Below are 12,451 nucleotides of genomic sequence, written 5' to 3' on the forward strand. Positions count from 1 at the left end.
AGTATAAGTTTATCATTAAAAGGCAGAGAACCAAAAGATTTCGCCATCATTTTCTCCTTCAAAAAAAAGAAAAAAACTTCCCACTTTTAATGAGAAGTTTCCTACGACCGATTAAATTACCAACTTGCTTTTTTTACACCAGGAATTTTGCCTTCATGGGCCAATTCTCTGAATTTCACCCGTGACATGCCAAACTTGCGCATATAGCCTCTTGGACGTCCGTCAATCCGGTCACGATTTTTCAAGCGGTTAGGATTAGAATCTTTGGGTAATTTCGCCAACGCTTCATAATCGTGGGCTTGTTTTAATTCATAGCGAATCGCCGCATAACGTGCAATCATCGCTTCTTGTTTTTTTGATTTTGCAATTTTTGATTTTTTTGCCATTTTGCTGTCCTTTCTTTTTTTAGCCAGCAGACAATTATTTGAGCATTTAAAACGTAATATTTACGCTTTGTTAATATAGCACGTTTTTCCTTTTGCCGCAAATAACTTAGCTTAGAAGGATCAAATACATTCTACATGTCAAAAAAAAGCTTCAACTAACCCTACTCTACCATTTGCTTTTAGTAGTTTTAGCTGAAGCTATTTTTTATAGTCATAAAATAATAGATACATTTCTATTTAATTAAATGTAACGATTGCCTGCTATTTCCTTTATTTTTAAAACTTAATTAAACTAATAATGAGTAAAGCGAAGGTGCTGCTTGTAAGTTAATATATGTTGGATCAAATTGCTCCAAGCGCGTTAATAACGCCGTTAAGTCAGCGGTTTCTTTAAGCAGGACACCTAACACGACTGGACCTGTCCCCCGATTAATTTTTTTTGTATATTCAAAACGCGTAATATCATCCTTTGGACCTAAAACTTCACTCACAAATTCCTTTAAAGCACCAGGACGTTGTGGAAAATTCACCACAAAATAATGCTGTAAGCCTTCATAAACAAGAGAACGTTCCTCAATTTCTGCCATGCGACTAATATCATTATTCCCACCACTGATAACGCAAATGATGGTTTTTCCTTTAATTTCATCTTTTAAAACTTCTAATGCTGCCACACTCACAGCACCAGCCGGCTCAGCCACAATCGCTTGCTTGGTATATAATTCTAAAATAGTCGAACAAACTAAACCTTCATCTACCACTGCTAACGCGTCTAAGTAAGCTTTGGCATGAAAATACGTTAATAACCCCACTTCTTTAACCGCAGCGCCGTCAACAAACTTGTCAATTTCATTTAATGAAACTGGACCACCATGATCAAAAGCCGCTTGCATAGAAGGTGCTCCTTTTGGCTCAACTCCAATAATTTTTGTTGCTGGACTCGTATTTTTTACATAAGAGGCAATCCCGCTGATTAACCCGCCGCCACCAATGGCAGCTAAAATATAATCAGGCTTAAATCCTTCTTTTTGGGCATCGGTCATCATTTCAAGCGCTAGTGTACCTTGTCCAGCAATAATATCTGGATCATTAAAAGGATCAATAAATGCCATTTTGTGTTTTACTGCGAATTCTTTTGCCGCTTTTGCTGAAGCATCAAAAGTATCGCCAACTAATCTGATTGAAACTTTCTTGCCACCAAAAAATTCTACCTGTGCAATTTTTTGGTGTGGTGTCGTTGTGGGCATAAAGATAACAGCAGAAATATTCATTTCGTGACTAGTATAAGCAACTCCTTGGGCATGATTACCAGCACTAGCACAAACTACCCCATTAACTAATTGTTCATGGGGTAGTTTTTTTATGGCATAATAAGCACCTCTTAACTTGAAGGACCGAACTTTTTGCAAATCTTCCCGCTTTAATAAAATCGTTGCCTCATACTTTTCAGATAAGTAGCGATCGTATTGTAATGGCGTATGGCTAACTGCCTCTTTTAATACTTTGTATGCCCTTTTGATTTGTACATCCGTCGTCAAATCCAAGGTGCTCACCTCCAAAACTAATCTTTTTTCGTTACAAAAGGCATCATTTTTCGTAGTTCATTACCAACTTGTTCAATTTGATGTCCGGCGTTTTCTTTTCGCATTTGCTTAAACTCAGGGAAACCAGCTTTATTATCATCAATAAAACCTTTGGCAAAGTTACCGTTTTGAATATCAGTTAAAACTTCTTTCATATGTTTTTTTGTTTCGGCTGTGATCACACGTGGCCCAGAAACATAGTCCCCATATTCAGCTGTATTTGAAATAGAATGACGCATCTTAGAAAAACCACCTTCATAAATCAAATCGATGATTAATTTCATTTCATGACATACTTCAAAATAGGCAAGTTCTGGTTGGTATCCAGCTTCGACTAAGGTTTCAAAACCTGCTTCGATCATTGAAGTTAGACCGCCACATAAAACAGCCTGTTCACCAAATAGATCTGTTTCAGTTTCTTCTTTGAAAGTTGTTTCCAATACACCAACGCGGGTGGCTCCGATTCCTTTTGCATAAGATAGCGCAATATCTTGTGCTTTGCCACTAGCATCTTGATACACTGCAAACAACGCCGGGACAGCAAATCCTTCTGTGAAAGTACGGCGAACCAAGTGTCCTGGTCCTTTTGGTGCAACTAAGAAAACATCAACATCTGCCGGAGGTGCGATAACATCAAAATGGATATTAAATCCATGGGCAAAAGCTAATGCATTACCAGCAGCAAGGTTCGGGGCGATTTCATTGTCGTAAAGTTCACCTTGAATTTCATCTGGTGCCAAAATCATTACAACGTCACTTTCTTTTGTTGCTTGGGCTACTGACTTAACGGTAAAACCGTCTTCACGGGCTGCGTCAGCTGATTTGCCTTCACGAATACCAATAATAACGTTGTGTCCTGTATCTCGCAGATTTTGCGCATGAGCATGTCCTTGTGAACCATAACCTACAATTGTAATCGTTTTGTCTTGCAATGCATCTTGTTCTACACTATTTTCGTAATAAACTTTTACCATATTAAAGTCCCTCCAAATATTCAAAATTATATTAACAGCAATTTTTTGCGATTAACCTCTAGTAAAGCCAGTAATGCCTGTACGTGCCATTTCTTTAATTCCGTATGGTCTTAAAATATCAATACACGCATCAACTTTTTCAGATGAGCCGGCAATTTGAACGGCAATAGTTTTGATACCCACGTCGACAATGTCTGCTCGAAAGGGTTCGATCATTGTTTTAATCTCTGTTCTCGTAGCAGCTGGCGCATTCACCTTGACCAGTGCCAATTCCCGCTCAAGATGTGGCTCATCGGTAATATCAGAAACTTTTACGACCGCAATTTGTTTATTGAGCTGTTTGGTGACTTGTTCAACTTCAGCTAAGGTCGCAACATTAATAACAAAGGTCATGCGAGAAATTTCTTTATCTTCAGTTTCTCCAACGGAAATACTTTCAATATTCACTTGTCGGCGATACAAGACACTACTAATCCGACTTAAAACGCCAACGTGATTGTAGACCATCGCAGTAATCATCCGTTTCATTTTAGTCCACCCCTATCATTTGATCATTGGCTTTTCCCGGAGGAATCATCGGTAAGACATGTTCGGTGGGGGAAATAACAACTTCAATTAAACCTGGTCCTGGCTTGTTAAATGCCTTAGTAAAATCAGCTTCCATCGTTGCTGGATTTTCAATTTTGACGCCATTTATGCCGTAAGCTTTTGCTAACATGACAAAGTCTGGTGAGCTTGCAAAAACTGATTGGGAACGACGATTCTCATAGAAAACTTCCTGCCATTGTCGCACCATTCCCAAAGAATTATTATTTAGCAAAATAAATTTAATATCTAATTGGTGTTCATTTAAAATAGCGAACTCTTGATTGGTCATTTGGAAACCGCCATCCCCCACAAAAACGACAATTTGACTATCGGGATTCCCAAATTTAGCACCAATACCAGCGGGAATACCATAACCCATAGTCCCTAATCCACCGCTTGTAACCAATTGATTGGCAAATTTGAAAGGATAATACTGCGCAACCCACATTTGATGTTGGCCAACATCAGTTACCACGTAAGCATTACCTTTCGTCAATTTTCCCACAAGTTCAATTACTTTTTGTGGTTTAATTTCTGTAGTGCTATTACGATCGTAAGTAAATGGTTTTTCTTGGTGACGCTGCAGGCATAAAGATTGCCATTTTCTAGTATCTTGGACTTTAATTTCTTTATTCAACATACTCAAAAGAGCTTTTTTTACGTCTGCTACGATGGGAATCGCAGTTGGAATGATTTTCCCAATTTCTGCAGGATCAATATCAACGTGAGCTACTGTTGCGTTTTGGGCAAAATCTTTTGGAGAAGTTGCCAAACGGTCTGAAAAACGACAACCAAAGTTAATCAATAAATCACAATCCACTAACGCCATATTAGCTGCATAAGATCCGTGCATACCTGCCATGCCTAAGAATAATTCATGATCGCTTTTAAGAACGCCCAAACCCAGCAAACTTGAAATTGTGGGAATCTGATATTTTTCAACAAAACGCGTAAGTTCCATTGCTGCATTTGCGGCCACAACTCCTCCACCAGCTAAAACTACAGGTCGTTTTGCTTCTGCTAATTTTTCCATCAACCGATTTATCTGCAGTGCAGAAGGCTGCGTATTGGGATGATAGCTTTCTAGGTGAACTTCATTTGCTGGTTGCGCATCAGTTTGACAAACTGTCATATCTTTAGGCAAATCAACTACTACTGGACCTTTACGACCTGTAGTGGCAATATGAAACGCTTCGTTTAAAATTTGAGGTAAATCATTGATATTACGGACTTGATAATTATTTTTTGTAATCGGTAGCGTGATACCTAAAATATCAGCTTCTTGAAAAGCATCTTTCCCGATTCCTTGCGTCACCACTTGCCCGGTAATAACCACTAAGGGGACTGAATCACTCATCGCATCAGCAATCCCTGTTACAACATTTGTTGCTCCCGGACCGCTCGTAACAACAACAACTCCCGGTTTTCCGGTTGACTTAGCATATCCTTGTGCGGCATGAACAGCTCCTTGTTCGTGTCTGGTTAAAATATTGGGAATATCTTCGTGGTAAAGCGCGTCATATAATGGCAAGACCGAGCCGCCAGGATACCCAAAAATAATTTCAACGTCTTGTTTTGCTAGACAGTCTAATAATAATTTTGCACCTGAAAATTGTTCTGCGACGCTTGCATTTTTTTGCGTACTTGCCATTTATATCACTCCATTTCTTCTGGTAATTTCATGATCCCACCGGTATGAGCCGAGGTAACTAAAGCTGAATAGCGGGCTAACCAACCCTTTTTGACTTTACGTTTAAATTGCGGTAACCCTTCTGCACGAAAAGTCATTTCTTCTTGGGATAAGGCTACGTTAATGGTTCGTTTTACTAAGTCAATTGTGATTTCATCACCATCACAAATGAGCGCTAAGGGCCCACCACTAGCAGCTTCAGGGGAAATATGACCAACTGCAATTCCTCTTGTTGCCCCAGAAAAACGTCCATCTGTAATTAACGCCACGTCTTTGCCTAAACCACGTCCAACAATGCTAGATGTTGGGGCCAGCATTTCAGGCATTCCTGGTCCGCCTTTTGGCCCTTCATAACGAATTACGACCACATGACCTTTTTGAACAATATGATTGTCAATCGCATTAACTGCTTCATCGTGAGAATTAAAACAAATTGCTTTTCCTGTGAAGACTTTAACACTAGGATCTACCCCACCAACTTTAATGACACTACCTTCTGGTGCGATATTGCCATATAAAATTGATAGTCCACCCACTGGACTATAAGGATTTTCTTTTGGATGAATAACCGCTTCATTTTGAATTGTAGCATGGGCCACATTTTCTCGAATTGTTTTACCCGTCACTGTAATCCGATCGGAATGAATCGCTCCTTCAATGTGAACTAATTCATTAATGATGGCAGAAACACCACCTGCTTTGTGGACATCATGCATTGAATAAGCAGAGGATGGGGCAATTTTAGCTAAATAAGGAACACGTTTAGCAATTGCATTAACTTCTTCCAAATTGTAATTAATTTGTGCTTCATTGGCGATCGCTAGGGTATGTAACACCGTATTGGTTGAACCGCCCATCGCCATATCCAAAGCAAAAGCATCATCGATTGCTTCTTTTGTTACAATTTCACGAGGCTTTATTTGTTTTTTCACAAGATCCATTAAATGATGAGCCGATTTTCGGACTAATTCTTTTCGTTCTTTGGAAACGGCTAAAATCGTTCCATTACCCGGTAATGCTAATCCTAAAATCTCTAACAAACAGTTCATAGAATTGGCGGTAAACATTCCAGCACAAGAACCACAAGTCGGGCAGGCATTTTGTTCTAAAAAATTAAAATCAGCTTCTGACATCTGACCTTCCTTGTAAGCACCAACAGCTTCAAACATTGAAGATAACGTCGCTTTGTGTCCTTTGGGATCAATTCCTGCTTTCATGGGACCGCCAGAACAAAAAATTGAAGGGACATCAGTTCTAACTGAAGCCATGATCATTCCCGGTGTAATCTTGTCGCAATTCGGCATATAAAAAACACCGTCAAACCAGTGCGCGTTTATCACCGTTTCAGCTGCATCAGCAATTAATTCACGACTAGGCAATGAATAGCGCATCCCAATATGTCCCATCGCAATCCCATCATCAACACCAATTGTATTAAACTCAAAAGGAATGCCACCAGCTTCGCGAATCGCTTCTTTAGCTACTTCAGCAAGCTCTCTTAAATGAACGTGACCGGGAACAATATCGATATAAGAATTGCAGATGGCAATAAAAGGTTTATTCATATCTTGAATATTTTTAACTTGTCCAGTTGCATACAATAAACTGCGAGCTGGCGCCGCATCGATTCCTTTTTTTATTTGATCACTTCTCATTTCATCAGCTCCCATTTTTATCGATTTAAGAAAAAAAGCATCCCAATGTTTTGGGATGCTTTAGTAAGAATCCCTCTCGCTAGCGCAAATAGGACTCAAACAACCGGATTTTTACTCATCTTCCGTGTTCTAAGTCCAGGACTTGATAATTAAAATGACGATTTCATGATTCAAGTCGAATTTGCACATAAAGGATTCTCCTATTCTTAAAAAGGCTTATTTTCAATTAATTTTGTTAAATATATCGTGTTCACTAAGTAAAGTCAATGAATTTTCAGAATTTTTTTATTTTCTTTCTTTATTGTTCAGAAAATTGTTTGCTGTTTTTCCCAAAAAAATTTGCGACAAACTGATTATTCTAACACTACTTATTAATTATGCTATCTCAACTCTAATATTTTGTCATTCATAACGAATGTTAGGGTTCGTTATTGCATAATTTGATAAATAATTTTCCTGGTTGCTGCTATTCCTTCATTTTCCAAAGTCGAAACGATTTTACTGCCGATGACAACGCCATCGCAATTGGCTTTAAAACGTGTCACATGTTCTTTTTGACTAATACCAAAACCAGCCAAAACCGGGATACTGCTTTGCTTGGTGATATAGGCCAAGTGGTCGTCTAATTTTTTTTCATAATCATTCTTACTTCCTGTGATGCCGTTAAGTGTTACAGCATAGACAAAGCCTTCTGCTACACTTAAAAGTTCGGTGATACGTTTTTTTGAACTAGTCAAAGAAATCAATTGTAATAATGCAATATCATTTTCATCCAACACTGGTTTGACTAAATCACGATGTTCAAAGGGCAAATCGGGAATGATCATTCCTTTTACATCCGTTTGCGCGATATCTTCAACGAACTTTTCAAGACCATAACGAAAAAAAGAATTTGTATAGCCCATCATGATTAAAGGCACTGGTGCGTGTATCTCTTTTAAGGCAGCGATAATTTTTGCCAATGTTACTTTTTTTTGTAATGCTTTTAGGCCCGCTTTTTGAATTGTTGGACCATCTGCAACTGGGTCAGAAAAAGGAATACCAATTTCAATTGCATCTGCACCACACTCGGCTAACATATGAATTTCTTGGGCTAAATTTTCTAATCCGTTAGCACCGGCCATGAGATAGGGAACAAACAATGTTTTTCCGGTTTCTCTTTTCTTTTGTAAAAAATATGTTAGTGATTTCATCTTATTTTCCCTCTCTTTCTTTGATTTGGGCTACATCTTTATCGCCACGACCAGATAAACAAATTACCATTCCTTCACTTTTTGCTAAAGTTGGGGCAAGTTTTAAAGCATACGCAATAGCATGGGAACTTTCCAAAGCAGGAATAATCCCTTCTAACTTGGAAAGCAAGTGAAAAGCAGCTACTGCCTCCTCATCTGTTACACTTACATATTCAGCTCTCTTTATTTCATGTAGATAAGAATGTTCTGGTCCAATCCCCGGATAGTCTAGTCCAGCAGAAATAGAAAAAGCTTCTTCGACTTGACCATCCGCATCTTGTAATAAGAACATTTTGCTACCATGTAAAACACCAACTGCCCCTTTAGTTATTGAAGCTGCATGCTGTGAGGTATCAAGTCCTTTACCCGAAGCTTCTACCCCAATTAATTTTACCGATTCATCATTTATAAATGGATAAAACAGCCCCATAGCATTGCTGCCACCCCCAACACAGGCAAGGGCAATTTCTGGTAGCTTTTTTTCTTTTGCAAAATATTGTTCCCGGGCTTCTTGACCAATAACACTTTGATAGTCCCGTACAATTTCAGGAAACGGATGAGGACCTAAAACTGATCCCATCACGTAATGCGTATCTTCCACCTGCGCAACCCAATAGCGTAATGCCTCATTCACCGCATCTTTTAAGGTTTTACTTCCAGAAGTTACACTAACAACTTTTGCCCCCAAAAGCTCCATCCGAAAAACATTCAATTCTTGGCGGCTAACATCTACTTCTCCCATAAAAATAATGCATTCCATTCCAAATAGCGCTGTTGCTGTCGCCGTTGCTACCCCATGTTGACCAGCACCCGTTTCAGCAACTATTTTAGTTTTGCCCATTTTTTTCGCTAGCAAAACTTGGCCTAAAGCGTTATTGATCTTATGAGCACCCGTATGATTTAAATCTTCTCTTTTTAAATAAATTTTGCCACCGCCACAATAATTTGTTAAACGTTCGGCAAAAAACAAAGGCGTTTTACGTCCAACATAATCTTTTAAATAATAGCTTAGCTCTGCTTGAAAGGCTTCGTCTTTTTTTGATGCTTCATAGGTTTTAGTCAGTTCTTTAACAGCATACATCAATGTTTCCGGGACAAACTGTCCCCCAAAAGAACCATAAAAACCCTTTTCATTTGGCATTTTATACATATAATTCCTCCTAAAAAATTTTAATTAGTTTTAACTTTCTGAATAAATGCAGTAATTTTTGCTAAATCTTTTTTTCCTCCAGTTTCAACGCCACTTGAAACATCGACAGCAAACTCGTCCCACCTCGCCAAGAAAAAGTGTATAACTTTGCTGAACGTCAACTCGAAGAGCAAAATCGAGGAAACATGGTGCACTTTCCTAAAAAGGAAAAACTTCCGACAATCAAAAATTCAGCTTCTGCCGCCAACCCGACTGAATTAGTTTATGGCGATACAGTTGTAGAGGAAGAAGAATTTGAAAGGGTTCCAAGTAGTGCTGATTTTGCCGTTCCTATTATAGGAGATTCAATGGAGCCAGTAATCAGAAATGGGCAATTTGTATTTGTTAAGGAACAACCAGACGTGGAAGACGGTGAGATTGCTATCGTTGAAATAGATGGTGATGGCGTGACGTGTAAAGAAGTATATAAGGATTATGAGAGTCAAACGATTATTCTACGCTCTATAAACGAATTATATGAAGATAGAGTCGTCTCACCGGAACAGATTAGAATAATCGGGAAGGTCGTATTCTAAAAAAATACCCCAGTCGGAGTTGGCGCTCCGGCTAGGGTTGGTATTTAAGATGTTTGCTAAGTGAAATTATTATACCAGAAATGAGGGAAATGGATGAAAAAGTTAGTTAGTTTAGTTTTGGCGGTTGGAGCTGTTTTTATACTTGGTTCCTGTGGAAGTAGCGGAGAAGATAGCAAAAAGGAGTCTCTCGTTGATTTAAAAGCTACTGAAATCCCAGTGCAAGAAGACGGAACTTTTGTAATTGAAGGGACTATGAAAAATGCAGGTACGATTTTTACGGTAGCAGGAAATGCTATGCCGATTGTAGGAGATAGCGACGGAAACTTTTCTCACTCTATCAAAATGAATGACCTTATGGATAGCGCAGATTTAGTTGCTAAATATATGAACGATGAGCAAACAATCAAGTTGAAATTTGATACAGCAAAATATGAAAAAGCTTTACAATCTTCATCCTCCGAACCAGCTTCTGAGGTTAGCACAGAACCATCAACATCCCAATCTAGCGACTCTCTACCAATAATTACCGAAGAACAAATGCCCAGCTTTATTGATTATTTAAAAACAGATTTAACAGATAAAAATGTAGATATCAGCACGTATACCTTTTACAATCGTGATAACATGCTATATATTGACGTGCCAAACGAATACAAATACTATGAAAAAGCTGACTTACAAGAGTTCGCAGACGGTATGCAAGCCAAGGAGCACGAAGCCTTTAACGTGTGGGCAGCGATGAATAATGTTGATTACAATCAATATCCAATGCTGTTTATAAAAACGGCTGATGGCAAAGCGCTAGCCTCACAAAAATTAAACGGTTCTATGGAGTTAAAAGTTAAATAAAAAACACGCCCCTCCTCCACAGATAGGCGTGTCTACCAAATAAACGGCTAGGCTTATTTAGCTATGCCTATTATATCAAATAATAGGAGTTGATTACAATGTGGATGGAGACATTGCCAGACGGCAGGTTTAAATATATCGAGCGCTACAAAGACCCGTATACGGAAAAGTACAAACGCAAGTCAGTGATACTGACCAGCGACAGTAAGCAAGCACAGAAAAAAGCGCAGAAATTGCTAGATGATAAAATTGGGAAAGCAAGTCAGAAGAAACAAACGGATCTCACACTCAAACAACTGTTTGACGAGTGGTATCCTATCCACAAGAAAAAAGAAGGTATCCGCCCCTCCACCATCAGCGCATACAACGCACAGCAGAAAGTCATTTTTGATCATATAGATGGTGAGACGTTAATCAAAAATGTAGATATCCAGTTGTTTCAGACATTTTTTGACGGCTTAGACTACTCAAACGATTATATTAGTGGCATGAAATCTCAGTTAAATCAAGCCTTCCGCTACGCTATCCGTTTGGAGTATTTAGATAGCAATCCGCTCGAAAACGTGCAAGTCGTATACAGAAAAAAAGAGCAATCTGATCGAGACAAAATTACTAATAAGTACCTCGAAAAAGACGAGGCCGAACGTTTGATCAAAGAACTATACCGCAGGCCCTCGACATATCGTGTAGGTAGGCTTGCGGAGTTTATGTACTTAACGGGCTGTCGGATAGGTGAGGCCGTCATATTAACGCCAGAGGACTTTAAAAATGATTTTGGTGTACTATGTATCACCGGCACGATTAACTACCAGAACGGCTTTAAATTAGCCATAAAGGGCCCTCCAAAAACAGTAACAAGCAACCGTGAAATTGATTTGACGAAACGATGCACAGAACTCGTCTTGCGTACGATTGACGAAACGAAGCTAGACACGCTGACTATTGACGGCTATTTACCAGGTGGTTATCTGTTTGTATCAAAAAACGGCACACCGATGCCGTACAACTCGTTTAACGTAGCGCTCAGAAAAGCTGGACAGCGCATTGGATTAGAATACAAAACGCTCACCTCGCATATCTTCCGCCACACACATGTATCCTTGTTGGCAGAAAATGGCATACAGCTTGCAGCGATTATGGAGCGTGTGGGTCACGAGGACTCGGACATCACAAATAAAATCTATACTCATGTTACCAAAAAGATGCGTGCCAGTATCACGGACAAGCTATCTGATTTAGGTTTGTAAGTTGCCCCTTAGTTGCCCCTTTTACAAATAAAAATAAAATAAAAAAAGAAGGAAGCCCGATATTACAGGCTTCCTAAAGCTGTTTTATTTTACAGCATCTTTCAATGCTTTACCTGGTTTGAAAGCAGGTACTTTGCTTGCAGGGATTTCAATTTCATCACCAGTTTGTGGGTTACGTCCTTTACGAGCCGCGCGAGAGCGAACTTCAAAGTTACCAAAACCGATTAATTGAACTTTTTCACCTTTAGCTAAAGCATCTTGGATTGTTGAGAAAACAGCATCTACAGCTGCAGTAGCGTCTTTCTTAGTTAAGTCAGTAGCTTGTGCAACTTTTTCGATCAATTCAGCTTTATTTGCCATGGATGATTTCACCTCCTAAAAAGAGTCTTGATGTAAACATCAATTCACAAAAATTTGAGTGGTCCAACTTTCTGTGAAAAATATTGATCAGTATCAATATTCTGATACTACGTTATCATAAGAACCTTGTAATATCAAGGATTTTGGGCATTTTAAGTAGCT

The 12,451-nt window shown here is 38.9% G+C and carries 12 protein-coding genes and 1 pseudogene; 3 read left to right on the plus strand and 10 right to left on the minus strand.

The genetic code is table 11. The features are described 5' to 3' along the window. Positions 1–116: 116 nt before the first annotated feature. The 9 genes and pseudogenes from rpsN to trpF form a co-directional block, all read right to left on the minus strand. Positions 117–386 carry a 30S ribosomal protein S14 gene (gene rpsN / locus P3T75_RS08055; protein WP_206905659.1) on the minus strand — a complete coding sequence of 90 codons (270 nt, stop codon included), beginning with the start codon at positions 384–386 and terminating at the stop codon, positions 117–119. Positions 387–673: 287 nt separating this feature from the next. Further along, positions 674–1,930 (minus strand): threonine ammonia-lyase IlvA, encoded by a 1,257-nt coding sequence (gene ilvA, locus P3T75_RS08060; RefSeq protein ID WP_206905651.1) that lies wholly within the window; start codon positions 1,928–1,930, stop codon positions 674–676. Positions 1,931–1,947: 17 nt separating this feature from the next. Further along, positions 1,948–2,943 (minus strand): ketol-acid reductoisomerase, encoded by a 996-nt coding sequence (gene ilvC, locus P3T75_RS08065; protein ID WP_282461293.1) that lies wholly within the window; start codon positions 2,941–2,943, stop codon positions 1,948–1,950. Between the two features lie 51 nt (positions 2,944–2,994). Beyond that, complete coding sequence (gene ilvN, locus P3T75_RS08070; RefSeq protein WP_206905647.1) at positions 2,995–3,471, minus strand: acetolactate synthase small subunit; 477 nt, start codon at positions 3,469–3,471, stop codon at positions 2,995–2,997. A gap of 1 nt (position 3,472) precedes the next feature. Then, the gene (ilvB, locus tag P3T75_RS08075; protein ID WP_282461294.1) at positions 3,473–5,182 is read right to left on the minus strand and encodes a biosynthetic-type acetolactate synthase large subunit; all 1,710 of its coding nucleotides are present in this window, start codon (positions 5,180–5,182) and stop codon (positions 3,473–3,475) included. 5 nt (positions 5,183–5,187) lie between these two features. Continuing rightward, positions 5,188–6,876 (minus strand): dihydroxy-acid dehydratase, encoded by a 1,689-nt coding sequence (ilvD, locus tag P3T75_RS08080; RefSeq protein WP_282462587.1) that lies wholly within the window; start codon positions 6,874–6,876, stop codon positions 5,188–5,190. A gap of 428 nt (positions 6,877–7,304) precedes the next feature. After that, on the minus strand, positions 7,305–8,069 hold the full coding sequence (gene trpA / locus P3T75_RS08085; RefSeq protein WP_282461295.1) for a tryptophan synthase subunit alpha: 765 nt from the start codon (positions 8,067–8,069) through the stop codon (positions 7,305–7,307). A 1-nt stretch (position 8,070) separates the two neighbouring features. Beyond that, the gene (trpB, locus tag P3T75_RS08090) at positions 8,071–9,258 is read right to left on the minus strand and encodes a tryptophan synthase subunit beta (RefSeq protein WP_282461296.1); all 1,188 of its coding nucleotides are present in this window, start codon (positions 9,256–9,258) and stop codon (positions 8,071–8,073) included. Between the two features lie 20 nt (positions 9,259–9,278). After that, positions 9,279–9,371, minus strand: a pseudogene (gene trpF, locus P3T75_RS08095) (phosphoribosylanthranilate isomerase); the annotation flags it as partial. A gap of 24 nt (positions 9,372–9,395) precedes the next feature. On the opposite strand from trpF, the gene P3T75_RS08100 reads away from it, so the two are divergent. From P3T75_RS08100 to P3T75_RS08110, 3 genes are all read left to right on the plus strand, one after another. Then, the gene (locus P3T75_RS08100; protein ID WP_282461297.1) at positions 9,396–9,833 is read left to right on the plus strand and encodes a S24 family peptidase; all 438 of its coding nucleotides are present in this window, start codon (positions 9,396–9,398) and stop codon (positions 9,831–9,833) included. Positions 9,834–9,926: 93 nt separating this feature from the next. Further along, the gene (locus P3T75_RS08105; protein WP_282461298.1) at positions 9,927–10,682 is read left to right on the plus strand and encodes a hypothetical protein; all 756 of its coding nucleotides are present in this window, start codon (positions 9,927–9,929) and stop codon (positions 10,680–10,682) included. A gap of 98 nt (positions 10,683–10,780) precedes the next feature. Further along, positions 10,781–11,929 carry a tyrosine-type recombinase/integrase gene (locus tag P3T75_RS08110; protein ID WP_282461299.1) on the plus strand — a complete coding sequence of 383 codons (1,149 nt, stop codon included), beginning with the start codon at positions 10,781–10,783 and terminating at the stop codon, positions 11,927–11,929. A gap of 84 nt (positions 11,930–12,013) precedes the next feature. On the opposite strand, the gene P3T75_RS08115 is transcribed toward P3T75_RS08110, so the two are convergent. Further along, entirely contained in the window at positions 12,014–12,289 is a 276-nt protein-coding gene (locus P3T75_RS08115) for an HU family DNA-binding protein (RefSeq protein ID WP_016172327.1), read from the minus strand. Positions 12,290–12,451 lie beyond the last annotated feature (162 nt).

Origin of the sequence: Enterococcus montenegrensis, assembly GCF_029983095.1 — a bacterium.
In the GTDB taxonomy this organism is placed as follows: domain Bacteria; phylum Bacillota; class Bacilli; order Lactobacillales; family Enterococcaceae; genus Enterococcus_C; species Enterococcus_C montenegrensis.